General features: G+C 28.3%; 24 protein-coding genes. 15 read left to right on the top strand and 9 right to left on the bottom strand.

Annotation, left to right across the window (positions count from 1 at the left end; all coding sequences use genetic code 11):
• Positions 1–151 precede the first annotated feature (151 nt).
• Positions 152–1,792 carry an APC family permease gene (locus QEJ31_RS15025; protein WP_280591379.1) on the top strand — a complete coding sequence of 547 codons (1,641 nt, stop codon included), beginning with the start codon at positions 152–154 and terminating at the stop codon, positions 1,790–1,792.
• Between the two features lies 1 nt (position 1,793).
• Here the strand turns inward: QEJ31_RS15025 and QEJ31_RS15020 are convergent, their stop codons facing one another.
• Positions 1,794–2,393, bottom strand: coding sequence for a hypothetical protein (locus QEJ31_RS15020; protein WP_280591376.1), 600 nt, complete (start codon positions 2,391–2,393; stop codon positions 1,794–1,796).
• 107 nt (positions 2,394–2,500) lie between these two features.
• Between QEJ31_RS15020 and QEJ31_RS15015 the strand changes: the two genes are divergently transcribed.
• Genes QEJ31_RS15015 through QEJ31_RS15005 form a run of 3 tightly spaced genes read left to right on the top strand, consistent with a single transcriptional unit; the run spans position 2,501 to position 5,280 of the window.
• Positions 2,501–2,941 (top strand): acyl-CoA thioesterase, encoded by a 441-nt coding sequence (locus QEJ31_RS15015; protein WP_280591375.1) that lies wholly within the window; start codon positions 2,501–2,503, stop codon positions 2,939–2,941.
• Positions 2,941–3,726, top strand: a complete 786-nt coding sequence (locus QEJ31_RS15010) for an SDR family oxidoreductase (protein ID WP_280591374.1) — start codon at positions 2,941–2,943, stop codon at positions 3,724–3,726. Before QEJ31_RS15015 ends, QEJ31_RS15010 begins: the two co-directional genes overlap by 1 nt.
• Before the next feature lie 15 nt (positions 3,727–3,741).
• Complete coding sequence (locus QEJ31_RS15005; RefSeq protein ID WP_280591371.1) at positions 3,742–5,280, top strand: multicopper oxidase family protein; 1,539 nt, start codon at positions 3,742–3,744, stop codon at positions 5,278–5,280.
• A 15-nt stretch (positions 5,281–5,295) separates the two neighbouring features.
• Here QEJ31_RS15005 and QEJ31_RS15000 read toward each other — a convergent pair whose 3' ends face one another.
• Entirely contained in the window at positions 5,296–5,601 is a 306-nt protein-coding gene (locus QEJ31_RS15000) for a hypothetical protein (RefSeq protein ID WP_280591370.1), read from the bottom strand.
• Between the two features lie 218 nt (positions 5,602–5,819).
• On the opposite strand from QEJ31_RS15000, the gene QEJ31_RS14995 reads away from it, so the two are divergent.
• Positions 5,820–6,317 (top strand): GyrI-like domain-containing protein, encoded by a 498-nt coding sequence (locus QEJ31_RS14995; protein ID WP_280591369.1) that lies wholly within the window; start codon positions 5,820–5,822, stop codon positions 6,315–6,317.
• On the opposite strand, the gene QEJ31_RS14990 is transcribed toward QEJ31_RS14995, so the two are convergent.
• On the bottom strand, positions 6,314–7,111 hold the full coding sequence (locus tag QEJ31_RS14990; protein ID WP_280591368.1) for a DUF3025 domain-containing protein: 798 nt from the start codon (positions 7,109–7,111) through the stop codon (positions 6,314–6,316). The two genes, QEJ31_RS14995 and QEJ31_RS14990, sit on opposite strands and share 4 nt — an antisense overlap.
• On the opposite strand from QEJ31_RS14990, the gene QEJ31_RS14985 reads away from it, so the two are divergent.
• The 5 genes from QEJ31_RS14985 to QEJ31_RS14965 are packed head-to-tail and all read left to right on the top strand — an operon-like array spanning position 7,110 to position 13,434.
• Positions 7,110–7,589: a hypothetical protein gene (locus QEJ31_RS14985; protein WP_280591366.1), complete on the top strand. Its 480-nt coding sequence runs from the start codon at positions 7,110–7,112 to the stop codon at positions 7,587–7,589. The two genes, QEJ31_RS14990 and QEJ31_RS14985, sit on opposite strands and share 2 nt — an antisense overlap.
• A gap of 10 nt (positions 7,590–7,599) precedes the next feature.
• A complete protein-coding gene (locus tag QEJ31_RS14980) occupies positions 7,600–9,771 on the top strand; it encodes a carboxy terminal-processing peptidase (protein WP_280591364.1) in 2,172 nt (723 codons plus the stop codon).
• A 57-nt stretch (positions 9,772–9,828) separates the two neighbouring features.
• Positions 9,829–10,866 (top strand): NAD(P)/FAD-dependent oxidoreductase, encoded by a 1,038-nt coding sequence (locus QEJ31_RS14975; protein ID WP_280591362.1) that lies wholly within the window; start codon positions 9,829–9,831, stop codon positions 10,864–10,866.
• The gene (locus tag QEJ31_RS14970) at positions 10,867–11,412 is read left to right on the top strand and encodes a superoxide dismutase family protein (protein ID WP_280591360.1); all 546 of its coding nucleotides are present in this window, start codon (positions 10,867–10,869) and stop codon (positions 11,410–11,412) included.
• Positions 11,413–11,427: 15 nt separating this feature from the next.
• Positions 11,428–13,434 (top strand): amylo-alpha-1,6-glucosidase, encoded by a 2,007-nt coding sequence (locus QEJ31_RS14965; protein WP_280591359.1) that lies wholly within the window; start codon positions 11,428–11,430, stop codon positions 13,432–13,434.
• A gap of 3 nt (positions 13,435–13,437) precedes the next feature.
• Here the strand turns inward: QEJ31_RS14965 and QEJ31_RS14960 are convergent, their stop codons facing one another.
• Complete coding sequence (locus QEJ31_RS14960; RefSeq protein ID WP_280591356.1) at positions 13,438–13,797, bottom strand: group 1 truncated hemoglobin; 360 nt, start codon at positions 13,795–13,797, stop codon at positions 13,438–13,440.
• Positions 13,798–13,865: 68 nt separating this feature from the next.
• Positions 13,866–14,699: a penicillin-binding transpeptidase domain-containing protein gene (locus tag QEJ31_RS14955; RefSeq protein ID WP_280591354.1), complete on the bottom strand. Its 834-nt coding sequence runs from the start codon at positions 14,697–14,699 to the stop codon at positions 13,866–13,868.
• Between the two features lie 164 nt (positions 14,700–14,863).
• On the opposite strand from QEJ31_RS14955, the gene QEJ31_RS14950 reads away from it, so the two are divergent.
• On the top strand, positions 14,864–16,558 hold the full coding sequence (locus QEJ31_RS14950; protein WP_280591352.1) for a hypothetical protein: 1,695 nt from the start codon (positions 14,864–14,866) through the stop codon (positions 16,556–16,558).
• A 60-nt stretch (positions 16,559–16,618) separates the two neighbouring features.
• Here QEJ31_RS14950 and QEJ31_RS14945 read toward each other — a convergent pair whose 3' ends face one another.
• From QEJ31_RS14945 to QEJ31_RS14935, 3 genes are all read right to left on the bottom strand, one after another.
• Positions 16,619–17,287, bottom strand: a complete 669-nt coding sequence (locus QEJ31_RS14945) for a carbonic anhydrase (RefSeq protein WP_280591351.1) — start codon at positions 17,285–17,287, stop codon at positions 16,619–16,621.
• 194 nt (positions 17,288–17,481) lie between these two features.
• Entirely contained in the window at positions 17,482–18,039 is a 558-nt protein-coding gene (locus tag QEJ31_RS14940; protein ID WP_280591349.1) for a carboxymuconolactone decarboxylase family protein, read from the bottom strand.
• Between the two features lie 30 nt (positions 18,040–18,069).
• Positions 18,070–18,849 carry an SDR family oxidoreductase gene (locus QEJ31_RS14935; RefSeq protein ID WP_280591348.1) on the bottom strand — a complete coding sequence of 260 codons (780 nt, stop codon included), beginning with the start codon at positions 18,847–18,849 and terminating at the stop codon, positions 18,070–18,072.
• 399 nt (positions 18,850–19,248) lie between these two features.
• On the opposite strand from QEJ31_RS14935, the gene QEJ31_RS14930 reads away from it, so the two are divergent.
• The 4 genes from QEJ31_RS14930 (at position 19,249) to QEJ31_RS14915 (ending at position 22,533) form a co-directional block, all read left to right on the top strand.
• Positions 19,249–19,740: a hypothetical protein gene (locus QEJ31_RS14930; protein WP_280591347.1), complete on the top strand. Its 492-nt coding sequence runs from the start codon at positions 19,249–19,251 to the stop codon at positions 19,738–19,740.
• 331 nt (positions 19,741–20,071) lie between these two features.
• Positions 20,072–20,737, top strand: a complete 666-nt coding sequence (locus tag QEJ31_RS14925) for a hypothetical protein (protein WP_280591345.1) — start codon at positions 20,072–20,074, stop codon at positions 20,735–20,737.
• A gap of 202 nt (positions 20,738–20,939) precedes the next feature.
• A complete protein-coding gene (locus QEJ31_RS14920; RefSeq protein ID WP_280591342.1) occupies positions 20,940–21,728 on the top strand; it encodes a transporter substrate-binding domain-containing protein in 789 nt (262 codons plus the stop codon).
• A 34-nt stretch (positions 21,729–21,762) separates the two neighbouring features.
• Positions 21,763–22,533, top strand: a complete 771-nt coding sequence (locus QEJ31_RS14915) for a transporter substrate-binding domain-containing protein (protein WP_280591340.1) — start codon at positions 21,763–21,765, stop codon at positions 22,531–22,533.
• 59 nt (positions 22,534–22,592) lie between these two features.
• Here the strand turns inward: QEJ31_RS14915 and QEJ31_RS14910 are convergent, their stop codons facing one another.
• Entirely contained in the window at positions 22,593–25,760 is a 3,168-nt protein-coding gene (locus tag QEJ31_RS14910) for a collagenase (RefSeq protein ID WP_280591338.1), read from the bottom strand.
• Between the last annotated feature and the right edge of the window lie 369 nt (positions 25,761–26,129).

Below are 26,129 nucleotides of genomic sequence, written 5' to 3'. Positions count from 1 at the left end.
GCAATTTCCTAGAAGATATAAATAATTATAATTATTACTAAATTGTTACAAAAATGGGATGCTTTTATGTTTTATTAGACAAGCTAGAGTTTTTCAGTTAAACCATATGTTGATTTTACACTAGTAGAACTTTTTGCTTCGGAGACTATGTATGCAATTTAAAAGACAAATAGGTGCTGGGGGGGTCATGTTCGCTTCAATTGGAGCGATGGTTGGTTCTGGTTGGCTTTTTAGTTCCTTATATGCTTCCCAATTAGCAGGACCCGCAGCAATTATATCTTGGATCATTGCTACATTTTTTATAATTATTATTGCCCTTACTTTTGCTGAATTAGGAACATTATTTCCGATAGCCGGTGGAATTGCTAATTATCCATTTTTCACCCATGGAAAACTAGCAGGGTTTCTTTTAGGTTGGATTTCTTGGTTATCTTTTTTAGTTCTAACTCCTATTGAAGTACAAGCTACTATTCAATACATGACAAACTTCTTCCCCTCTTTAACAAGAGTAGAAAACAATATTCATCACCTAACTGTTGGTGGTTATATTACAGCTACTGTTCTTATGCTTCTTCTTGTTTTTATAAATACAAGAGGCGTTAAATTCATGTCAGATACAAACAAAGTGTTTAGTATTTGGAAATTAGCAGTTCCAGCATTGGCCATACTTATCTTTTTTTTAAGTGCTAAAGGAACTACTAATTTAACTTTAGAATCAGCAGGAGGTTTTGCACCTTACGGCTGGCAAGGAATATTCTCTGCACTGGCAGTGGCTGGTATTGTATTTTCATTTAATGGGTTTCAAATTGGAATTATGATGGCGGCTGAAACAAAAGATCCGCAAAAAAATATTCCGAAAGCTATCATAGGCTCAGTATTACTTGGTGCTTTACTTTATATTCTTCTACAAACATCTTTCTTAATGGCTGTTCCCGAAGAAGCTTTAAAACATGGATGGTCACATCTATCTTTTACAGGTGATGCTGGTCCATTAGCTGGTTTAGCTCTTACATTAGGTGTCGTCTGGCTTGCTTACTTACTTTATGTCGATGCCGTTATTTCGCCACTTGGAGCTGGTATTGTTTATGCAGCTTCAAGCTCAAGAGTGTTGTATGCATTGAGTGCAAATGGATATATTCCACAGCAAATTAAAAAAATAGATAAAAGAGGAATACCAATTACAAGTGTATGGGTAAATTTTGCACTAGGAATGCTTGCCTTTTTACCTTTTCCAGGATGGCAGGGAATGGTTGCTTTTTTATCATCGACTATGATCGCAGGATATGCTATTGTTCCTATTTGTATTGTAGCTTTAAGAGAACAACAACCAAATTTACATAGACCTTTTCGCTTACCGATGTACAAAATGTTTTGTCTATTAGCATTTTTCATTTGTAATTTAATGCTTTATTGGTCTGGTTGGGACATTATTAGCAAATTATTTGTTGCTGTTTTAGTCGGCTTCTTCATTTATTTTTCGATGTTAGTATACAAAAAAGAATTGCGTGAAAATATTCCTACTTGGCGTAATGCTTTATGGATCTTTGTTTATTTAGCAGGTCTCTGTTTATTTACTAAATTTGGTTCTTTTGACCAAGGTTTAAAAATAATTCCAGAAGGAGTAGACTACTTATTATTAGCTATTTTTTCTTATGGAATAATGCTACTATCTAAAGCAACAATGTTACCAAAAGAAATTGCCGAAAAAAATATAAATTTAATACTTTCTGGGCACAGCGGCATTGCTGAAATTGAAACTGAGACTAAAGAAAAAATACTTTCAAATGGATAAATTAAAAGTAGTATCCTGCTGTAATTCCTAAATCTGGTTGGAAATTATTTTCTTGCTTATTTAATTCATCTGTTGCCTTAATCCAATCAGAATTACTAGATTTATTATTGGGCAAATTATTTTTATCAATATAATTTGTCCCCGATTTAATTCCTCCACCGATATAACCTGAAAGAGTAAAACCATTTTCCGATACAAAACGATACCCAACTGAAAAAACAAAAGAAAAATAATCTTTTTTAGAGTTATAACTATCTTGGTAGTCTGCTAAATTAATCTCTGAATGGGTATAATTAATTTTTCCTTGAATAAATGGACCCAATAATTTTTCTGCAAATAAATAATAACGCATAAAGTAAGATAAATTGTAAATATCTCTCTTAGCATTTAATGTATTATTTGCATATAATTTTTGTTGATATCCTTCCAACCCGATTCCACTTGAAATATTCTGGCTCAATCCTACTTCTGTGTTCAAACCAAATCCTTGCTTGATAAGTAACAAGGGATTTGCTTCTACTATTAATCCTTCTAAGCTATGTGCTTGAAATTGATATATGCTTACAAGAAAGCAAACTAAAGACTTTTTTGATATTTTCATAATATGTATTATTCCTTCAACCATTGAACATTGTCCAAGAGAATAATAGGTGTTATAACAAAAATTGAAAGCATGAAAATGAATTTTATGCAAAAATTAGAGGCTTTATGAGTAATATAAAAAATATTCAGAAATTCTACTATAATTTAACTATTAAAGAACACCATTTAGATACATTTGGACATGTTAATAACGCTGTGTATTTAGAGCTTTTTGAAGAAGCGCGCTGGGAATTTATTACTGAAAATGGATATGGATTAAAAAAAATACAGCAAGAAAAAAAGGGACCAATAATATTAGAAACTAATATTAAATTTTTAAAGGAACTAAAGTTAAGAGAAAAAATTATAATTGAAACATTTTGTACAGAAGTTTCAAAAAAAATTATAAAAATTAAACATTTTATTAGAAATACTGAGGATATCATTTGTTCAGAAGCAGACTTTACTATGGCATTTTTTGATCTTGAAAAAAGAAAAATAATTGAACAACCCAAAGAATGGTTAAATGCTATAGGAATTCATTTTGCTGATGAAATGAGTAACTGATGCAAAACGAACTATTTTCAGTGAAAAATAAAAAAATATTAATAACGGGCGCTTCTTCGGGTTTAGGTGCTCACTATGCAGAAGTTCTAGCTAAGGCTGGTGCGCATTTATTTTTAATTGCTAGAAGGGAAGAACAATTAAAAAATCTTGTTAAAAGTTTAAATAAAGAAAATGCAAATGTAATGTATTTATCGCTTGATTTAACAAATTTAAATTTATTGCAAAAAAGTATTTCTGAATTACTAAATAAAATAAATGGTGTAGATGTTCTTATTAATAATGCTGGTTATTCACCTAAAATAAAAAAAAGTGTTTTTGAGCTAGAAAATTCTGATTGGAATGATATTTTTGATATTAACTTAAAAAGCATGTGGTATCTTACAACAATTGTAGCAAATAATATGCAGTTAAATAAAATAAATGGTAGTATCATAAATATTTCATCAACTGTTGCAAATAGAACAAGAATTGGAAATCCACTTTATGGTATTTCTAAATCAGCAGTTATTTCTTTGACAAAGAAATATGCTGTTGAATTTGCTAAATATAACATAAGAGTAAATTCAATTGCCCCAGGTTTTTTTGAAACAGACATGAATAGACATTTTATTCAAACCCAGCAAGGTAAAGATTTTCTAGAAAAAACTATTCCCCTTGGAAGAAAAGGTAATTACGATGAACTAAATGGAGCACTATTTTTATTTGCATCAAATGCTTCAACTTATATTACAGGTGAAAGTATTTTTGTGGATGGTGGTTATATAGCAAATTCAATTTCTAATTAATCAAAAGGTTAAAAAATGAATAAATTAATTTCTTTATCGTTAAGTTCTTTAGTACTTTTATCATGTATAAATCTTTATGCCTCTGAGATGGGGCATCATTCACCTAATAATAAAACAATTAGCACCGAAGAAAGATTCAGTGAATCTATAAATAATTTAAATTTTGTAAAAAAATCTCAAATCATTAAATTAAAAGATGGAGATAGTTTTACTTTAACAGCAGCTATTGTTAAGCAAAAAATTGGAAATAAAACTATTAGAAGATATGCTTATAATGGTAGTATTCCAGGGCCATTAATCGTTGTTCCAAAAAATGCAAAAATTAAATTAAAATTTGTTAATCAAACAGATACCGATCAAACATTACATTCACATGGACTACGCTTGGATTATCGCTTTGATGGAGTAGTGGGAATTGGACAAAAGACACCTGTAAAACCTGGTGAATCATTTGATTATGAATTATTTTTTCCTGACGCAGGAGTATATTGGTATCATCCGCATGTTCGTGAAGACTACTCACAAGATATGGGATTGTATGGAAATTATTTAGTCAAAGATGGGTTAAAAGAAGAACCATTTAACAAGCAAATTTCTTTAGTTCTTGATGATGTTTTACTTAGTAAAGATGCAAAACCTTATTTTAAAGACTTCACAAATTATGCTGCTATGGGACGTTTTGGAAATATAATGTTAATTAACGGAATACCAAATTACGTAACAGAAGTAAACAAAGGAGATGTAGTTAGATTATATCTAACAAATACTTCAAATACAAGAACATTTCAATTTAAAATTCCAAATGTGAAGATAAAACTTATTGCTGGGGACGCAAGTAACTATGAAAAACAATCTTGGGTAGATAGCGTCACAATAGCACCTTCTGAGCGATATACAATTGATGTTTTATTTGAGAAAGAAGGTTCTTTTAATATTGAAAGTATCAATCCGCAAAAAAATTTAAAGCTTGGAACTATAAAAGTAATAAAAGGGAAATCTCAAAAAGATTATACTAAAGAGTTCGGAATTTTAAGTGAAGATTCTGAAGTTATAAAAGATATAGATAAAGTAAGACCTTTTTTAGATAAAAAAGTTGATAAAAATATAGCATTAAGAGTCAAAATGGATATGAGTCATGCTGAAGAAAATCCCCCAGAAATTGAATGGGAAGATACCATGCCTGAAATGAATTCCATGATGACTTCGAAGGAAGTAACATGGCAAATTGAGGACCTCGATACAAAAAAAATGAACATGGATATATTATGGAAATTTAAAAAAGGAAATTATTATAAAATAAAAATATTTAATGATCCGAAATCGAACCATCCTATGCAACACCCTATTCATTTTCATGGACAAAGATTTTTAATTGTTACTCGCAATGGTGTAAAAACAACAAACTATACTTGGAAAGATACTGCTCTAGTGAAAACAGGTGAAACAGTAGAAATATTATTAGAAGCATCAAATCCTGGCAAATGGATGTCACATTGTCATATTGCTGAACATCTATCAGCTGGAATGATGATCGGTTTTGACGTGGAAGAATAATAATCATTAAAACTACTATTGAAGCCAAACAATAATTTTTCTATCTTGTTCTTCCAATTTAAAAATATCCGTTGCATATAGAATTTCTTGCTTTGCTAAATTGTCTTGAATTTCTTTTAAAGGAATCCCTTCGGCATAAATTTTGGCAATAACATCATCAGGAATGAGTTCTATGAGCCAGCGAGCACTATGCGCTGGCAAAGAGACATCTACAACTGTTTCATTGTTTCTTTGCACTAAGACTCTTAAGTTTGCTGCTTTGTTATCAGATGATTTTTTCTGAAAAAAACTTCTAAAATAAGTGTAAGGGCATTTGCTCATAATTCACCTGTTTTATTGTTCAAGTATTAACATTTATAAAATTATACTACATTTAATTCAGAAAGATCTTTCTTTTTTGTTGTAGTGATTTTTTTAGGATAAATCTTGAATATCGTTTTTAGAATTTGCAAATACACTTGCTTAAATTCGTCTAAATTAATATATCCATATAATCAGAAAAATATTCTGATAAAACCTTATTCAGAAAAGAGCTAATTATGAAAATAACTGATACTGCATTAGAAGAGTTCAAACTAGTTGGCATTTTTGTCAGAACAAATAATAAAAACGAGTTCACCCCAAACTTAGGAAAAATACCTGGAAATTTTAATAGATATTTTGGCGAAAAAATATTTGAGAAAATTCAACACAGAGTGAAACCTTTTGTTACTTATGCAGTCTATACCGAGTACGAAAGCGATGAAAATGGGGAGTATACTCATTTCCTTGGTGAAGAAGTTTCTTCATTTGAAAATCAGGATACTAGTTTATTTAAAACAATAACAATTTCTAAAAATAGTTATCTAAAATTTACATCTGCAAAAGGAAAAATGCCTGATATCGTAATAAATGTTTGGCAAAAAATTTGGAGCATGCAGCATTCTGAGTTTCACGGAAAAAGAAACTTTCTTGCTGATTTTGAGCTCTATGATTCTAGAGCTATTGATCCAGAGAATTCTGAAGTAGATATTTATATTGGAAAATCAAGCTATTAGGCATTACTCTGATAATTGGATAGATTCTTTAAATCTTTCAAATAGCTTAATGCATCTTTAATTTTTAAAGGATAAAATGGACAACCATTGGAATATGCATTTCTTGAAGAAAGAGTTTGACTGCCTATTTCATCTAAATATTGAATTTTGTTTAGTAAAGATAAATTTATAAAATCGTTATTGCAGTCGATTTCAAAACAACTCATAGAAATGTCATTTTCACCTAAAGTCATTCTCTCATAAACCGCATGACCAAATAAAAATGGAATTTTAAAGCCATCTGTTTTTACTAACAAACAACCTCCTTCGTCAAAAATGGTAAGAAAATCCTGCTCTCTTGTTCGTGACTTAGGTGGATATTTCCAAGGAAATTCAGCGTTTTCATCAAACGCAAAGAACTGGCGCATATTCAAAGAAGCTTTAATTTTTGGAAAAGTAAACCAAATAAGAGCATTATAAAAATCGTGCCAATTTTCATACCTAGTTCTTATTTCTCCTTGCAAAAAAATTCTTGGTTCATAGAGGCTGTTAAAACCTTCATAACATCTTTTCCCTTTTTGTAGGACAAATTTTAAATCAAACCCGGTCCAAGTTTTTGTTTCTTGTGGCTTAGAAAGATTTAGCTGTTCCAATGTTGGCCAATTTGAGTGGTTGGAAAAAATTTGTCCATATGGCATAATAGGGAAGAACAACTCAGAGCAACTTAAAAATTCTGCGTCCCAACATCTGCTTGTTGTTAGGATAGAATTTTCTGCTCTTTTTTTCTCAACCCTTGTAATTTCAGGGTGTACCATGTACTTAGCCTCTCTTTATATCGTTTTAGATCTGGATCCCGAAATAATGGTTAACGATCGTGATAGGGTTTTACGCTCTCTGCGTGAAAAATTAAAGCAAAAATTTAATCATAGAATAACTGTTCGCGCAGATGAAAAAGAAACATCCCTTGCAATAGCATTATTTGACGATAACTATGAACGCATAAAATCTCGGCTTGATGAAATTCATGAAAAAGTAGAAGCCGCTGGCGAAGCAAGAATTCGTTTTCAACAAGGTCAAATATTCTATTGGTTTAATGGTAAATTTGTTGAGACAAATGACAGTTTAGCCTATAGTGAGAAAAATTTGAGCGAGTTTAAAAACAGTGGTGCAAATATTACTCGGTCATTTCGTGTACAAGAAAAAACTATTGTATATACAGACAAGGACGATGATTTGTCTTCTATTCCATCTAGGTTTTCAAGAAGGAATTTAAGAATTCCAACCCGAAAGTGAGAATGTTTCAATGATTTTTAATAAAACACGAGTATTTTTAACTATTGCAGCTGTTACGATCGCAGTTCCTTTAGGACAATATCTTAAAATTATTCCATCTTTTCAAAATGCTAATTCAGAAGAAAGCATTAAAAAGAACCCTAAAATAGTATCGTCTTATTTAAGCTGTGCTACCTTATCTGAAAGAATGAAAGATTTTCTAAAAAATCATTATGTTTTTAGAACGTTTGAGCCTGAATTAGCAAAAAGAACATTTGATACTTTCATAAAACTTTTAGATCCAGGAAAATTATATTTTACTCGAGATGATATTAATGAATTTCAAAAACAACAACCTGATTTATTTAAAAATATTAATAATTATGATTGCCGTTTGATTACAGGTGAGAACGGAATTTATGAAAGATATCGGAAAAGAATTTCCGAAGCAACTCAATTAGCTAAGGAAGCTTTAAAACAAAACCAAGATTTTACTAAAGATGAATATTTAGAAACTGATAGGAAAAAAATTGAATGGGCAAAATCTACAGATGAATTAAAGGAACGTTGGCGAAAAACTATTAAGTTTATAGTTTTAAATATGAAAGATTCTGATGATATTGAAAAAGTTAGAACTCGATTAATGAAACGTTATGACCTAATTAAGAAAGATATTGATTCAAAAACATCTGATGAAAGATTTTCTTTATTTTTAAATTCCTTTGCTTTTTCTTTAGACCCGCATTCAAGTTTTCTAACTCCGATAGATAATGCTCAATTTCAAGCAGATTTTAGTTTAAAATTTGTTGGAATAGGCGCTACCTTAAAATCTGTTGATGGGTATACCGTTATTGATTCTGTGGTACCTGGTGGTGCTGCTGCCAAAGATGGAAGACTTAAAAAGAATGATAAAATTGTTGCCGTAGATTCGGGCGACAATTCAGGAATTCAAGATGTAATTGAAATGGATCTTAGTAAAGTAGTTCAATTAATACGAGGAAAAGAAGGTACTACAGTAAAGCTAGTTATCCTTAGAAAAGAAATAGATGGTAAAATGAATCGATTTACTATCGCTTTGAAAAGAGCTGTAGTTCAAATTAAAGATAATGAAGCTAAAAGTGATATCATGACAATTAATAATAAGAAAATCGGTGTTCTTAATTTGCCGAGTTTCTATATTGATTACAAAGGATGCCAAGACAGTCCTTCAACATGTCGTAGCTCTTTCAACGATATGTATCGAGAAATTAAAAAACTTAAGCAATTAAAAGTCGATGGTATTGTATTAGATTTACGCAGAAATGGCGGCGGAGATTTAAATGAAACTCAAAAAATTGTCAGTTTATTTATTAAAAATCCAATCGTAACTCAAGTTGAAGATAAAGATAAAAATGTAAGAATACTTCCTGGCGGAGAATTAAAAGAGGATCCTTATTTAGGGCCATTAGGAATTCTTGTAAGTAAATACACTGCATCTGCCTCAGAAATTGTTTCAGGTGCTGTCCAAGATTACGGACGTGGTATAATTATGGGTAACAGTCGTACTTTCGGAAAAGGAACAGTGCAAACAGTTATTGAAGTACCTGGTACAGGAGGAAGAGTAACTGACGGTGCCATTCATGTTACGATTGCAAAGTTTTTTAGACCAAGCGGTAAAAGTAACCAAGAAAAGGGAATATTATCTGATATTGTGATACCAGATATTATTGAAGCAACTGATATTGGTGAAAAAGAAAATGATTACGCTTTACCATATACAATAATAAAAGCTTCCCGAGATTTCAAACCTGAAAAAGATTTATCTAACTTAATAGTAGATTTACAAAAATTAAGTAAAGAAAGAGTTGAAAAATCAGATGAATTTAAAAAAATAAATGAAGCTATTGAAAAGGCTAAAAAAGAGAAAAACACTTTAGTTTCATTAAAAGAAAGTAAAACTAATTTAGCAAAGGGGACACAAGCAAAACAAAGTAAAGATAAAACCGCTAGCAATAAAGAAAATAGCAATCTTGATAAAGTAGCTAATAAAGATAGTAGTAGTAAAAACAAGAAAAATACCATTTCTAGTAACGATCCTGTAGTTGAGGATGAAGAAAATTTTGAATTTTCACCAAAAGTTATTAGAAAAAATGACATTCAATTGAAAGAAGCAGTAAATATTTTGATAGATAGCATTCGACTTTCAAGTAATAATAAAAATTAGTTTTAATTTATTATTATTACTTTTATTAAAATATTAAATTAAATAAAGAGAATAACAATGAATAATGAAATTTATGATATTACTATATTAGGTGGTGGGCCTACTGGATTATTCGCAGCTTTCTATGCAGGAATGCGAAATGCAAAATGTAAAATAATTGATTCCATGCCAGCGTTAGGGGGAAGGCTTACCGCTGTCTATCCAGAAAAATATATTTATGATGTTGCCGGTTTTCCTAAAATTCTAGCAAGAGATTTAATAGATAATTTAGTAGAACAAATAAAACCTTATAATACAACAATATGTTTAAATGAAAATACTTTATCAATTCAACAATTAGAAGATCAAATCTGGGAAATTAAAACAAATTTAACTACTCATTATTCAAAAACAATAATTATAGCTGCTGGAGTTGGATCATATAGTCCTAAAAAACATCAAGGAATAGGAGCAGATCTTTTTGAAGGAAAAGGAATTGAATATGCGGTTATTGAAAAAAATATATATAAAGATAAAAATGTAATTATTGCCGGTGGCGGTGATTCAGCTCTTGATTGGGCCAATGAATTGGTATCTATTTCTAAATCAGTTACTTTAATACATAGGTCAGATAAATTTAGAGCGCATGATGATTCAATTTCAAAACTCAAAAAAACAAACGCGAAAATAATACTTAATTCAGAAATTTCTGGTTTTTATGGTAACGATACTAAATTGCAAGAAGTTTTAATAAAAGGATTAGATGATCATCATGAAGAAATAATCAAAGTTGATGCTGCTTTAATAATGTTTGGTTTTAATAGTTCGCTTGGTAAGATAAAAGAGTGGGGCTTAAATTTGGTTGGTAATGGTATTTGTGTTAATGAAAAAATGGAAACTAATTTGCCTGGTATATTTGCTGCCGGAGATATTGCAAAATATTCAGCAAAACTTGATTTAATTGTTACAGGTTTTTCAGAAGCAGCTATAGCTGTCGCTTTTGCGAAGGTTTACTTAAATCCCAAAGAAAAAGCGCAGCCCTTGCATTCTACAACTGTAATGGAAATTAAAGAAAAGAAAGAAAAACGTTTAAACGCTGCAGTTAAGGAGACATAAATGAACTTTCGCTTGGCTCTTCTTTTTTCTATAGGTGGATTATTCTTTGTCTCATGTGAATCTAGTAAAAGTAACGATACAAAAAGTTATCAAATTAATTTATTACCAAAAAATGATACCAAAGCAACAGGACAAATATTAGTTGAATCTAATATTCAAAATAAAATTCATATTACTGGAAAAATTATTGGTTTAACCCCAAATTCTGTGCACGGATTCCATATTCACGAAAAAGGTGACTGTTCTGACCCCGCAGCAATGAATGCCGGAGGACATTTCAATCCAGATAGTCATCATCAGCATGGTGAGTCTATTGTAACTTCTGGATACAAACATCAACATGCCGGTGATTTAGGAAATATCAAGGCTAATACAAATGGCATAGCAGTCATTGATGTTTATATTGAAAAACCTGTAAACTTAATTACTGATGATAAATTTTCTATTTTAGGAAAATCAATTATTATTCATGCAGATGAAGATGACGAAAAAACTGCACCAGCAGGAAATGCAGGCAAAAGAATTTTATGCGGGGTCATCAAATAAACGGATAGGAATATAATGGAACATTTAAAAGAAAATGTCCGACCTTACTGTTTCTTTAATAAAAGCAATTTAAATGCTGCATTAGAAAATGAATGGTTAATTTCTAATGCACATGGAAGTTATGCATCTAGTACAGTTTCAGGTATTCTAACTAGAAAATATCATGGTTTATTTGTTTTAGCAGAGCAGCCACCTCTAAATCGAAATTTATTTATTACAAAAATCGAAGAAACTCTCGAAAAAGATGGATTAGAATATCTGCTTTATTCCAATTGTTGGAATGATGCTGCAACAATAATTCCTAATGGAAATATTTATTTGGATGTTTTTTATCTCGATGAAAATATGCCTGTTTGGATTTATAAATGTAGTGATATTTTAATTGAAAAACGTATAATTTTGCATTACAATAAAAATATTCTAGCGATAAAGTATTCTATTTTAAATAGTGATGATGCCTCAATTAATTTGTCATGTAATTTATTTGGAAATAATAGAAATTTTCATTCGCTGCAAAAAAATAACAAAATAGATTTAGACATAACACAAACAGAAGATATTATAGTTTTAAGTAATTCGATAAAACAAAATTTTATAAAAATTAGAGCAAATTTTAATAGTATTGAACTTAAAAATATAACATATTACAATTATTTTTTAAAAGAAGAAAATAATAGAGGTTTTGAAGCATTAGAAAATCATCTGCTATTAGGCAAATTAAGTTTTAAATTAGCAAAAAATAATAGTGCAGAAATTTTAATTGCTTGTAGTAATGAAAATATTGATACTGTCTCATTTGAAAGTATTACTAATGAAATTAAACTTTATAATAATATTGTTGTTGATCTTTGGAAAAAAGAAGTTAAAAATTCCCCTGATTGGGTGAATCAACTTATCCTCAGTAGTACTTTTTTTATTATAAAAAAATACAATGTTCAAAAAGAGTATTTATACTCAATCTTAGCTGGATATCATTGGTTTGGTGATTGGGGAAGAGATACCATGATCAGTCTTCCTGGAATTTGTCTTGTTACAGGTAGATTTAACATAGCAGCTTCTATTCTAACTAATTACTCGTATTATCTTAATGATGGCTTATTACCAAATCGTTTTCCTGATGATTCAGAAATACCAGATTACAATACAGTAGATGCCAGTCTTTGGTACTTTAATGCTGTTTTTCAGTACTATAAATTTACTAATAACATTACACTTATTGAAGAACTTTATCCTGTTTTAAAAGACATTATCCTTTGGCATATTAAAGGAACTAAATATAATATTAAAATAGATCCTGCAGATGGATTAATTTATGCTGGTCAAGAAGGATCTCAATTAACATGGATGGATGCAAAAATTGGTGACTATGTTGTCACTCCAAGAATAGGAAAACCAATTGAAATAAACGCTCTTTGGTATAATGCCTTATGTATTATAAGACAATTTTCTAGTATATTAAACAAACATGACGAATCTTTCTTCAGCGAATACATAAAATTAACAGAAGACGGATTCCAAAAATATTGGGATGAAAAATTACAGTATTGTTCTGATGTTTTAACTTTAGATGATCAGCCTGATAATTCCTTAAGACCAAATCAAATTCTTGCTTTGTCTCTTGAATATTCTCCGTTAACTATCTATCAAAAACGCTGTATTTTAGATAATTGTGGAAGGTTATTGTTAAACTATTTTGGCATGAAATCTTTAGCGAAAGGGTCTAAAAATTATTATGGAAAATACTTAGGAAATCCATTTGAAAGAGATTCCGCTTATCACCAAGGTACAGTTTGGGGATGGCTTCTTGGGCATTACGCTATTGCATATTACAAAGTGACAAAGAATAAATCTGTTGCATATGGATTTTTAGAAACCATGGAAAAACATATTAACGAAGCAGGAATAGGTTTTATTAGTGAAATTTTTGATGCAGATTATCCGCATGCCCCGAGAGGTTGCATTGCACAAGCATGGAGTGTTGGCGAATTTCTTTTTGCTTGGCATTATCTTTCAAAATATTAACTTCTAAGCAGTAACAATATCGTTTTTAAATCCGCCAATTGCGGTCAAAATTGAATTGATGTCATTACCTTCAATTTTAACTTCTTCTAGTGTTTCTTTCAGTAATTTTACAACTTCAGAAAAATCAGCTTCATTAATTTTTAAATTTTGATGCGCAGCTTTTATTTTCTTTACATCATAACCTTGTGGGCCACCTAAAGCCGTAGAAAAAAATTGTGTTTGATGCTCTATTAGTCTTGTCATATCTGTATTTTCAAAAAAACGATATAAATTATCAGACGCTAAAACTTTTTTGTAGAATAAGCTAACAACCTGTTGAATGGCATCGAATCCACCATATTTAGAATATAAAGTATTACTCATATTATCTCCTGATTTTTATCTATACAGTTAAAATAATACTTTATTTATTTTAGTTTTTAAATTAAATGTCATTTTTCTGCTATGAAATTTAATTTTTTTAAAAATTCAAAGGTATTATTTTTGGCGATTAAATGGTTAAATTTACCATTTGAATTTTTATCTTTAATTTGGCTAATGAAAATATACTGGTTATTATTTTTTTCAATCCAACCAACAAACCATCCATGTGCAATTCTATTTTCAAGATAACCTGCGCCAGTTTTCCCATAAACTTTATTTATATCAGATTTATCTGCTAAAAATAAATTTTTCTTAGTCTTTAGCAATGCTTCTTTGCTAACTGGTAATTCATTTTTAATAAATTTTTTCATAAATTGTAGTTGTTCAACAGCAGTTATTTTCAAAGATGAATCAATCCAAGGTATCAAAAGTTTTTCTTTATCAGAAGAAATTCCTTTAAAGTCTTTATTTCCATAATTAAATTTTTCTAAATAAACATTAATATCTTTTTCACCAATTTCATGCACTAATTTTTCACTATACCAAACTACAGAATATTGTAACCAAATCGTAGGATTTACTGGACTTACCCACTGCTTTGGCATCCAGTCTTTTACACCATCTCTCAGATATTCTTTTTTAAATTCCCAAGTTGGTAACGATGCGGTTTTAAGTATTTTTTTATCATATCCCATTATACTTAAAGGTATTTTAAAAGTTGAATTGGGTGGAGTAGGGGTTGTACAAAGCTCTGTTTTATATTCTATAACATACTTATCACTTTGCACATCATAGAGGAAAAAGCATCCTTCTGCATCTTTATAGTATTGAGAAAAATTGATTTCTTCTGCATAACTACAAGTTGAAAAAAAAATAGAAGATATAAGTAACTTAGTACGCATTAAAACCTCGCTTAAAAAAATTTTATTCTAGGTAAAATGAAGAAAAATGCAATTTCTTTTTAGATTTAATTCATAGCTTCTAATATTAAGTTTAATTTAATGAATTTATTTGAAAAATATAGTAATGAAAAATGTTATCGATAACATTAAGTGAAGGATTTAAAATGAATGACTTTAACCACAATAAATCAAAAAGTATGAATGATTTATTTAGCATCATTTTTCTATTATTGCTTTCCTTTGTAGCATTATACCCAGTTTGGAAAATTGATGGCTGGCCAGGAAATCATGATGGAATGCATTTATTTGATAGGGTAGCAGCATTTCATTTTGAATTTCAGAAAGGAAATTTTTTTCCATTATGGACTTCCTACGGTCAAAATGGTTATGGCTCTGCATTCCCATTTTTATACCATAGGTTTTTTAATACTCTTGCAGCTCTTTTAGCATTTCCATTAGGTTCTATTTATTTGGGAGTTAAATTAGCAATACCAATTTTACTATTTACAGGTGGAGTTGGAATGTATAAACTTATAAGCAAAATTGGATTAAATTATCAATATGCATTATGTGCATCCTTACTTTTTATATTTTCAAATTATACAATCTCAAATTGGCTAATAAGGGGAGCTGTAGCAGAATTGACAGCAATGATTTTTATTCCTTGGTTACTTTACTACTGTATTCAGTTACTTTTAAATAAAAATACTGGTATAAAAATTGGTTTAGTTTTAAGTTGCATGTTTTATTCTCACATTGTAATTTGTTACTATGCTTTTTTTATTGTAATTACTTTTTACTCTATATTTTTATTTGAAAATAATAGATATTTAAAATTAAAAAATTATTTTCCTATTTTAGTAACATTTTTTGTTGTAATTCTTTTTTGTAGTATATATGCAATAGGAATAATAAATTATAAAAAAATATATAGCTTCTCAGTTCTTGTTCAAGAATCTTTAAATCCATTAAATAACTTTCCTTTATTTGAAAGATACTTAATAAATACGAGATACATTTGGGGAAAATCATCCATTGGTGTAACTGCGGAAATTGGAAGAGTATTTAATTTACTTTCGATTCTATTTACAACTTCTACAATTTTTCTTTTATTTTTTAAGAAAATATCTTTTAATAATATAGAAAATAAAAGAAATATATACTTTGCATCTTTAATTTGTATTTTTATTTATATATTTTTACAAACACCATTTTCGGCATTGTTTTATGAAAATATTCCTGGTGCTAATTTTATTCAATTCCCATGGAGATTGTTATCTTTTTCTACAGTTTTATCTATTTTTTCATTTTGCATGTCCATTTTTATTTTAACATACAATTCTAAAACAAAATGGTTAAAAAATATATCATTTACTTCATTAATATTATCTTCTATTTATCAAGTTATTTTTGGTCTTTCTATTCCAATAAATTATGAAATTATGAATCGTAGATACATTGAAAATTATTTACTGAAAGAAAATTTGATATTTTCTGAACAACCTTCTGAGTATTTACCAAATAATAAAAAATTACCCTTACGAGCAAAGGCTTTAATAGAATATAATAATGATTGTAAATTAGTTAATGAACATCCGGAAGGAATTACAAAAAAAGTTTTCGATGCCTCAGAAATTGAAATTATAGTTGAAGGAAAATGCCAAATTATTTATAATCAATTTATAAATCCTTTTACTAAAATTTCTTTTAGCTCCTCCGGTGTTATTGAATCATCAAAAGATAGAACATATATATTAACTTCCAACTCTGAATTAAACAGAATTTCTATTAAGAGAATTGGTCTTTTTTTCTCTTTAATAAATTTTTTCAATGACAAAGAAAATATCTATAAAAAATAAAGTCTTATAACAATAAAAATGAATCTTAAAATTATCTTTTTTATTTGCTGATAATTAAAATTAGTAATTTAAACTTGATAACAATAATTCTGCCTCTTCATCATCTAAAATTTTAAATCTTCCTAAAGATTCATTAAATGAATAAACATCAGCAGTTGCTATATCAAACCACCAACAATATATCTTCAATTTATTCTGCTTAATAAGCTCGGCAACAATAGGGTATGATTCCATATTTTTCTTTTGTTCAATGACATTTACTTGTGATAATTGATTGTGCAACTTTAAACTCTTATCAAGACTAAACCCTTCATGTAACTTTTTCAAAGATTTTTCTCCGTACTGCAACCAAGAACGAAGATTTGGAGACGAAATGTTATTTCTTCCTGCTAGAATACCTTGCATAGCGCCACATTCAGAGTGTCCACAAATAATGATGCTTGATACTTTCAAAGTTAACAATGAGAACTCTATCGCTGCAGCTTCTGATTCATCTCCAACAGATTGACCATCTTCTTGACAGGGAGGAATCAGGTTTCCAACATTTCTTACAACAAATAAATCTCCAGGATCTGTAGAAGCAAATAAATTGGGAACAACTCTGCTATCTGAGCAGGCTATAAATAAAACATCAGGAGATTGACCTAAAGCAAGACGCGCAAAAGTTTCACGATAACCCTCAAGCACATTTTTTCTAAAATCAGTAATACCTCTAATTAATTTTTTCATTCTATTTCCTCTAAAATTTACCAATAATTAGATAAGTGCTTAGTTGAATAGCTCCTATTCAAAAGCAAGAATGATAGTATATTTTAATTTTTGATAGAATTTCAATCGATGGAAAGATATTCTGTTATTTTTTTTAAATACTGGATTATAAATGAAAAAGGAGTCTTTTTTTAAAGACTCCTTTAACTGTAGTTTTAGTTTTTAGATATTTCTATTAATCCCTTAAGAATCCCTGTTAATCTAACTATATCATGAATTTTTGTTCTTTGAACCCCGACTTGAACTGCATGTTGTTCATGCGCAAGAACGCATTTTTCACAGCTATTTAATATACTAATAGCAATAAAAATTAGTTCAAAATGAGATTGAGGCATTTTGCTTTTACCTAATATGCCCATTCTTAATCCAACAGCACCATACTCTTTGCTAGCTTCTTTATCGCTGATGTCAATAAAATGCCTAAATTTATGGTAAGTATTTAGCATACCATTTATTCCTGGAATTTCTTGTGCTTCTTCAATTTCATCTGGTCTAATATCTAAAAAAGTAGCATATTCTAAAGCTAAATTTACAAGAATTTTACTTTCAAGTGTTTTACTAAGTGATATAAGATATAAAGCAATTTCTTTATCTGTTAAATTTTCAGAGTAAATATATTTTTCAAAATTACCCTTTAAATCTCTCACAATAATTCCATCATATTTTGAATCAATAGTTGCTAAAAACTTTTCTGTTAAAACTTTTCTATTCATAAATAAATCCTTCTATTTAATATTATTTTTTTAGTATTTATTTCTACCAGCCATAACTCCGCCATCTACATCCCAGATTGCTCCAGTTACCCATGAAGATTTATCTGAAAGCAAGAAGGCAACTACTTCTGCAACGTCATTTGGACGCCCAACTCTACCGATTGGATGGAAGGTATTAAAACCCTCTAAAGCAGCATGTACTTGTTCTTTAGGGATAAATCCTTCATATATTGGAGTTTGAACTACAGCAGGAGAAACTGCATTGACTCTAATTTTATGCGGAGCCAATTCCATTGCTAAATGTTGTGTTAAAGAATGCAATCCTGATTTCGCCATTGAGTATGCCGACGAGGGGGTTGCCGCAACTGCTTGTTTAGCCCACATAGAACCTATATTTACAATAGAACCCATTTTATTATTTTTTACCATATTTTGAGCAACTTTTTGAGTAATAAAGAAAAATGACTTATTAATTTTGTGATAAATGTCATAGTCATTATCTAGATGCTCTAAAAATGGTTTAGGAAAGAAAACTCCAGCTGCATTCACAAGATAGTCAATGTCACTGTGCTCTTGAGATAACACTTCAAGAAATTGATTTACTTCATTTTCTTTAGTTAAATCAATAGTATATCCTTTGGCTTCACCTATACTATTCAAAACCTCTAAAGCTTCTTTAGTTTTGTCTACAGAAGAGCCAGTCACTATGACCTTAGCACCGCCTTTTGCTAAAATTTTAGCTGTTTCAAGCCCCATACCGCTTGTTCCACCAACTACAAGTAATTTTTTTGAAAAAAATGTTGAATTCATATCAGCCCTACCTTTCATTTAGGATGTTTAAAGCTAGGCAAACTTGCCTACCGATTAGTTGGTTTGTATATGTTTTTTTTCTTTAAGTCAATACAGAAATCAAAAAAAAAATTTAAATTTTTTTACTCTTAAATATCAAACACTTATAAATGAAAAATCATTTAAGTAACAAATAAAAAAGAATTTAATTTAATTTAATTTAAAAAAATGCACAAAATATATAGTTGACTTTTAAAATTAATCAGTTTATTAAATAAGCATGAAAATTTTATTAATTTTTTTGTAATGAAATTTCATATTCTAGAATTAAACCCCTTGTATTTATAATTTTAATTACTAACTTAAATCTACTTAAATACTTTATTTTACTAATATATTTTTAATTATTTAGAGGAAAATATGTCAATAATCAAAAATTCAATCGTATCTTTAATTTCAGCTATAACTATCATTTCTTGTGGTAAAAGTGGTGATAATAAAAAATCCGAAAGCAAGCCAAAAAATACTTCCATACTCTCAGTTTGGGAAGGAACTCTTGATTTATCTGGAACAAGTGACAAAGCTCAATTGCAAATTGATTTAACAAAAGCAATTGTGGGTTCTACTGGTACTGGTTCAATAAAACTTTCTAAAGATGCTAATTATATTAAATGTATAGGAAATATTGAGTTAAAAGGATCAAATATTACTGGAAACATGAAGTTTTCCTCTATGTCCGCTTCTTCTTACTATTCTTCTTCTAAAACAGTAACAAAAATTGAAGCTGATACAACTTGTATTACTATGTCAACTAATTTAAATATTGAAAACGCAGGGAAAGGTTTACAATATACTTTTAAAGATGGCACATTAGAAATATGCGATGGAACTGGTTGTAAAAATTTTAATTAATTAAATTAAAATAAATATAAATTACGAAGAGGGGTTAATGAAATATTAACCCCTCTTTTTTTAGTGTCTTAGATTTTAAACATCCTTCATGGTAAATAAAGTAGGTCAAATATATTATAAATATAGTTAACTAAATTTAATATAATACACAAAATTAATAATTGACTTTGAATATTAATCAAATTAACAATAAAAACTACATTTTTATTAATGATTATGTAATAAAATGTCGTATGATAGGAATGATTTTTTGTATTTTTAATTTTTTAATAAATTCTTAATTATATCAATATTTTATTTCTTAAATAATTTCTTTTAGTTAGAGGGAACCATGTCTGTTTTCAAAAAAACAATTATTTCATTAATTTCAGCTTCCGCATTAATCTCTTGTGGCAAAAGCAATGGCAATAAAACTGAAAGTAAGCCTGCTGAAAACAAGTCTGATAACAAACCAGATGGAAAAATTAAAAATATTTCCTTACTTTCTGTTTGGGAAGGATTTGTGGACCCAAATGGCACAGAAGGATTAGCAGATCCAGATGCCACAGATGATTTGGTAGATCCAGATGCCACAGATGATTTGGTAGATCCAGATGCCACAGATGATTTGGTAGATCCAGATGCCACAGATGATTTGGCAGATCCAGATGCCACAGATGATTTGGCAGATCCAGATGCCACAAGAAAAAAAGTAAAATTAAAATTAGACTTAACAAAAGCTGTTGTGAATTCTATAGGGAAAGTTCTAATATCAGTAACTAAAGAGAAAGGAACTACGATTTGTGCCGGAGATATTAACCTAAATGGCTCAAATACTAAGGGTAATATGATTTTTAGTTCCTTAAAATCAACTTCTGGTTTAAGTGCTGCAGATACTTTTTGTAGTGAAGCAGAAAATACATTTAATAGTACTAATTCTGATGCTGGATTTGAATATACTTTTGGAGATGGAACTTTAAAATTATGCGCTAATGGAAGTTGTGAAAATTTTAATTAATTTCAATGAATTAAAATATAAGTGAGGGGGGTTAATGAATGTTAACCCCTCTTTTACTTTATATGAACTTATTTCGACATTTTTTCCATTGAAAAAGTTAGTCAAATAAATTTCCTAACTAAATTCGAAAAAAAATGCCTTATGTTTTAAAATTTAACTAGTCTATTCTATAAATAAGATTAAATGTTTAAAACAGGGTAACATGTTAAATATATTAAAATTTTATATCGTTTGTATTTTTTTTGGAATAAACTTTAACAGTTATTCTATGGGAGTGATAAAACTTGCTACTTCAGAATGGAGTCCCTATATAGGTGAAGACTTATATTCTCAAGGCTTAATTGCAAAAATAGTTCAAAGAGCCTTAGAAATGGAAGGATACAAATTAAATCTCGTCTTCTTACCTTGGGCTAGAGCTGTAAAAGAAGCTGAAACCGGAAAAGATAATCTTGATGGATACTTGCCAGAATACTTTGATAAAAGTAAAGAAGAATACTTTGAATTTTCAGATCCTTTTTTAGATAGTGAAGTTGGATTTTTAATTAATGAAAAAAATAAGTTAAAATTTAATATAACAATTGATAAAAACAACTTACAAAAATCATATGAAAAATTAAAAAATTATCGTTTTGGTATTGTTAGAGGTTATGTAAATGAAGAGTACTTTGATAAAAATACAGAACTTAATAAAATTGATTCTACATCTGATGAAAAAAATTTAATACTACTTGATGAAAATAAAGTAGATATTGTTGTGATAGATAAAAATGTAGCCCATTACTATAAAAGAAATTCACCAGAACTCTTACTATCAAAAAATTCATTCTTTTTTATATCACCTGCAATTAAAAGCCATAAACTTTATATTGCTTGGTCAAAAAGTATAAAAAATTATAAAGATAAGAATATACTTTTTAACAATGGTTTAAAAAAACTAATAGAATCTGGTGAATATTCTAAAATAATTAAATTTTATCAAAATATACATTAAATTTAATTAAGAAATGTAGCAAGAAAGTAAAATTATGACTTGCAGAATTTTCTCTACTTTACTTATGAGTTTTATTTTTTTTAATACTTATGCTGTAACAATTAAACTTTGTTACCCGGACAATGATGCGCCTCCTTGGCAAATTGGAAATGGAGAAAATATTTTTCATCCTCCAGGATTGTCAATAGATATTATTACTGCAGCAGCAAAGAAAATTAAGGCTGACATAAATATAATTCGAGTACCTACAAATAGGGTTTTTCAACTTCTTGCCAAAGGAGAAGTTGATGGAGTTTTTATTTTCTCTTTTTTACCTGAAAGACAAGAAAGTGGAGTTTATCCTCTTTTAAAAAATGGAGAACTAAATCATAAAAATCGTGTTGCTTCTTTAGACTATCATTTTTATAAAAATAAGAAAAGTAAGTTGACATGGGATGGAAAAACCCTAAGTAATTTAAACTCAGAAATTGGTGTAAACCGAGGTTATGCCGTAATAGATATTTTAAAAAAACTTTCTATTCCATATGAAGAGAGTAAAGGCTCAGAAATTTTAGTTAAAAAAGTTGATTCAGGCAGATTAGATGGATTAGTTTCACAAAGTATGACTGTTGATTTATTTATTAGAAAATTAAAAGCCAAAAATTTAATTAAACTATCCCCTCCAGTAATATCGAAGGACTATTTTCTAGTATTTGGAAAAAGTTTTTATGAAAAAAATAAAATATTATGTGAGAAATTTTGGGATAGCATTGGAAATTTGAGAGACTTAGTTATAAAGAAAAATATAGTTAAATATGCTAACTAAAGTAGAGTAAATTTTCAAAGAAAATAATAGCATATTCAGTAGCATACTTAAATTTTTTTCTATTTTTTAATTATAGAAAAGTTTATTTTAATATTTTTGACATGCTCAAGATTTTTATTAGTAATCTTAGTCATCGCAACGATTACTGAATCATTTAAAACATCACATTGTTTGTTAATAATAAATCTAAATAATCCATCATCTCTTACATAGCTTTGAGTATGACAATTTGGTTTGTTAACTATAGTGTAATTATATTTAACACCCTCCTCAACGGCACTAATATGATCATATATGAAAAAGTCTAAGTAGCGTTCGCTATTACTAATAGAAAAGTTAATTTCTTCCGCAAAACTTGAACTATTATTCTTAATCTCATCTAGATATGAACTATCTAGAGAGCTATCTACTTTTAACAATAATTCACCCTCTAATTTTCCATGTTTATAAACTTTAAAACCAACTTCGTCTTTATCAGTAGGGTTTTTATTCACATAATATAGCATGTATCTGTTATATATTTCTGCAATTGCTCCTTTAGGAACCTTTGCTTTATCAATTACAAAATCATAATCATTTACTTCATCATAACGAAATTTAGCATCAAATATTCTAAATCCATCATCAACATTTTCTATGCTTCCTTCATTTCTATATAGAGAATGCGATGCTAAATCATATTTATCATCATTTCCATTAACAATTTTTCTTACTGTTATCTTTTTTGCAAACATTCTTTTATCAAAACCTAGAAATTTAAAAAATGATAAATGAAATTCACTACCATTAATTAACACTGTTTTAGTAACTTTTTCATAATTATCTAGATTTTTTAGAGAGTATTCACCATCACTATCTACTTTAAAATCAAGATTACTATCATTAACATAGTAATTGTAATACCAACCTTCCTCTTTGTTTCCTTTTGCTAGATAAGAAGAATAAATATCATTTTTATAAAAAATAAAATTATCATTAATTACTGGAAATATTCTATCAAACTGTTCTTTATTAACTGCATCTATATTTTTAAGCATTTGAGATGAAATTTCATTTCTTTTTGCTAACAATACTGGAGTTTCACAAGAAAATATTTTTAACGAATTATTATATGTGCAGTTTGTTTGATCATTTTTAATGTCACTAGATAATAATTGATATAAATCTCTTTCCCTTTCTTTTGGATAATCAAAACTACAACTAACTCTTGCAATTGTATTTCCACCTTCAGAACTACTTATAGTTTCACATTTAGGATTAAATGATAAATTTTTCAAGCTATTTTCAAAAGATATTCTATCTGCAAATAAGGTTTCCGTATTACTTTTTAAATTTGCTACACTACTTTCATCAAAGGATAAATTATATACATAATTTTTAAATTCTTCATTTAATTCTTTACTAGTCAAAAGTTCTATTATAATTTTCTTAAAATTATTTAAATTATTATTTTTAATACTTAATATAATATCATCAAAAATGCTTCTTTTATTAAAAAACAAAAAATGATTTAATAAAAATCTGTTTGTATAACTTGCATCATATTTTGAATCTACAATTTCATAAATATTTGGAATTTTATTTTTATTATATTCCTTCATATAATTGTATTCGAGTGATGAAATTCCAATTCCATCTTGTTTTGATCCTGAGAATAATTCTGCACTGCCTTCTACAAACCAGTCCATATATTTCCAAATATCCTTACTACTATTTGTTTTAGCAAAATATTTATATAAGTACCTGCTATTTAAATAATGAACATATTCATGTTTTATCAAGTCTTGGAAATATGGACTTTCTGCATAGGTATAAAAAGCACCTCTTGAATCAATATATACACCACCATCCTCTTGTTTATCTAGATCACTTGCATACGGTTTATAATCTTGATAATCCTTTTTTGTTGGATAGATATATACATATAATCTCTTATTTTTATCTTTTTTAATAGGTTCAAATAATTGCATTTCTTGTTTAAATTTACTTTCTACTTGTTTCATAGCATAGTATACTTTATTAGTGTCTATTTTATTCAATGCCGAATGAATAACTATGGCACCTTCATCATATACAAATCTATTTTTAAATAGTGACTTACCTAAATTAGTTTTAGCTTTACAAGCATTAAAGTTATTTTTGTCAACAAATGATATACAATTTTCTGTATTAATCAACCCATAGTATTCCAAAGCAGAAACTGCTTCAAACCAGAAAGTACTTGGTTTTTCTTTTGCATCTTTATAGTTTCCACCTGTGGTTTTTCGAATGACTTCTTTCATTGTATTAACTATACTATTTTGAAAATCTTTATATCTTAAAAATTTTCCTAATTGCAAAATATAGTTCTCATAAAATGTTTTAGATTCTGGAATATAATCAGTTGACAATATTTTTTGTATATTCTTTACTACTTTTTCAATTTTTATTTTATTTTCTTCGTTTTTATAAAATATTCCTCCTGCATCATGTGACGCTGATAATGCAATTTGGATTGGAATAATTGAAAATATTAAAAGTGTGTTATTCTTTGTTATATAGTCGTGATTTTCTGTCACATATTCAATTAAACTTAACGATTCTTCATATGATTTTGAAGACCCTATTAATGAATAAATTTCTTTAGCTAGCTCTTTGAATTCAATATAGTCTTTATTTTTTTTATCTGTACTTTCTTCTTTTTGAGAATGAGTAATTATTGCAAATTTATAAGTTATATCAGCAATATTGTTTCTTATTTTTTTTCCAATTTCTGTATCCATTACATATTTATTATCAAGAGAGTTAATATAGTAAGCGTTATTTAGTATTGCTGCTAACTTAAGAAGGTTTTGTTTTTTTTCACTATTTATTATACCTGTCCCTAAATTACCCTCAGATAGATTGGGTTTTATTTCAGCATAGATGTTAGATATATTTTCCTTTAGATTATCTGAAACTTTAAGCATATTTTCATCGCTTACTAAAAACTTAATTGAGTCATTATGAAAAAATGACAACCTATTAAAGCATTTAGAATCAATATTTTTTATTCCATTAAATATATTTTCAGTAGATTTTAATTCACTAACTTTCAACATGCAATTATTCAAAAATTTATCATAGTTTTGATTAGATGGAATTTCTTTGGCGTTCACCAAATGAGTATAATTAATTCCAGCTATAACCATACAACTACTTGTTAATAAATATTTTTTACCAAAATTAAGTAATGTATTTTTAATCATAAAATACTCCTTGTTTAGATTCCCATTCTTTTTGAATGATAAAAAATTATTATTTTATGGCATGATTAAAATCAAATTTAATTTATACATTTTAACTAATAAATAAATCATGATATTTAACTCGCAAAATATAATTATATTAAATAAGTTAATTTCGTAATAGTTCACTTATTTTATAATTCTTTTTTTTATCTTGTAATTATGGTAACCTAATTTTTTTAGTTAGAAATAATTTAATTTTTTCAAATTTCATTCATTAATATTTTGTTTATATTGAATATTTACATTTAATTTAAAATATTGGAGTTATTTTTAAATTAACAAGGCAAGAATTTATTTAATCGCTTTAATTATAAATATTATAAGATA

Origin of the sequence: Pigmentibacter sp. JX0631 (assembly GCF_029873255.1) — a bacterium.
GTDB lineage: Bacteria > Bdellovibrionota_B > Oligoflexia > Silvanigrellales > Silvanigrellaceae > Silvanigrella.
Note: the sequence above shows the minus strand (reverse complement) of the source record. Positions and strands in the feature narration are given on the sequence as shown.

Bases quoted from the DNA above. Each gene is read 5' to 3' on its own strand.
- QEJ31_RS14950 (WP_280591352.1), top strand. From the start codon at position 14,864: ATGAATGACTTTAACCACAATAAATCAAAAAGTATGAATGATTTATTT.
- QEJ31_RS15025 (WP_280591379.1), top strand. From the start codon at position 152: ATGCAATTTAAAAGACAAATAGGTGCTGGGGGGGTCATGTTCGCTTCA.
- QEJ31_RS14925 (WP_280591345.1), top strand. From the start codon at position 20,072: ATGTCTGTTTTCAAAAAAACAATTATTTCATTAATTTCAGCTTCCGCA.
- QEJ31_RS14990 (WP_280591368.1), bottom strand. From the start codon at position 7,111: ATGGTACACCCTGAAATTACAAGGGTTGAGAAAAAAAGAGCAGAAAAT.
- QEJ31_RS14945 (WP_280591351.1), bottom strand. From the start codon at position 17,287: ATGAAAAAATTAATTAGAGGTATTACTGATTTTAGAAAAAATGTGCTT.
- QEJ31_RS14935 (WP_280591348.1), bottom strand. From the start codon at position 18,849: ATGAATTCAACATTTTTTTCAAAAAAATTACTTGTAGTTGGTGGAACA.
- QEJ31_RS15005 (WP_280591371.1), top strand. From the start codon at position 3,742: ATGAATAAATTAATTTCTTTATCGTTAAGTTCTTTAGTACTTTTATCA.
- QEJ31_RS15015 (WP_280591375.1), top strand. From the start codon at position 2,501: ATGAGTAATATAAAAAATATTCAGAAATTCTACTATAATTTAACTATT.
- QEJ31_RS14985 (WP_280591366.1), top strand. From the start codon at position 7,110: ATGTACTTAGCCTCTCTTTATATCGTTTTAGATCTGGATCCCGAAATA.
- QEJ31_RS14970 (WP_280591360.1), top strand. From the start codon at position 10,867: ATGAACTTTCGCTTGGCTCTTCTTTTTTCTATAGGTGGATTATTCTTT.
- QEJ31_RS14910 (WP_280591338.1), bottom strand. From the start codon at position 25,760: ATGATTAAAAATACATTACTTAATTTTGGTAAAAAATATTTATTAACA.
- QEJ31_RS14965 (WP_280591359.1), top strand. From the start codon at position 11,428: ATGGAACATTTAAAAGAAAATGTCCGACCTTACTGTTTCTTTAATAAA.
- QEJ31_RS14915 (WP_280591340.1), top strand. From the start codon at position 21,763: ATGACTTGCAGAATTTTCTCTACTTTACTTATGAGTTTTATTTTTTTT.
- QEJ31_RS14980 (WP_280591364.1), top strand. From the start codon at position 7,600: ATGATTTTTAATAAAACACGAGTATTTTTAACTATTGCAGCTGTTACG.
- QEJ31_RS14930 (WP_280591347.1), top strand. From the start codon at position 19,249: ATGTCAATAATCAAAAATTCAATCGTATCTTTAATTTCAGCTATAACT.
- QEJ31_RS14940 (WP_280591349.1), bottom strand. From the start codon at position 18,039: ATGAATAGAAAAGTTTTAACAGAAAAGTTTTTAGCAACTATTGATTCA.
- QEJ31_RS14955 (WP_280591354.1), bottom strand. From the start codon at position 14,699: ATGCGTACTAAGTTACTTATATCTTCTATTTTTTTTTCAACTTGTAGT.
- QEJ31_RS14975 (WP_280591362.1), top strand. From the start codon at position 9,829: ATGAATAATGAAATTTATGATATTACTATATTAGGTGGTGGGCCTACT.
- QEJ31_RS15010 (WP_280591374.1), top strand. From the start codon at position 2,941: ATGCAAAACGAACTATTTTCAGTGAAAAATAAAAAAATATTAATAACG.
- QEJ31_RS14920 (WP_280591342.1), top strand. From the start codon at position 20,940: ATGTTAAATATATTAAAATTTTATATCGTTTGTATTTTTTTTGGAATA.
- QEJ31_RS14995 (WP_280591369.1), top strand. From the start codon at position 5,820: ATGAAAATAACTGATACTGCATTAGAAGAGTTCAAACTAGTTGGCATT.
- QEJ31_RS15000 (WP_280591370.1), bottom strand. From the start codon at position 5,601: ATGAGCAAATGCCCTTACACTTATTTTAGAAGTTTTTTTCAGAAAAAA.
- QEJ31_RS15020 (WP_280591376.1), bottom strand. From the start codon at position 2,393: ATGAAAATATCAAAAAAGTCTTTAGTTTGCTTTCTTGTAAGCATATAT.
- QEJ31_RS14960 (WP_280591356.1), bottom strand. From the start codon at position 13,797: ATGAGTAATACTTTATATTCTAAATATGGTGGATTCGATGCCATTCAA.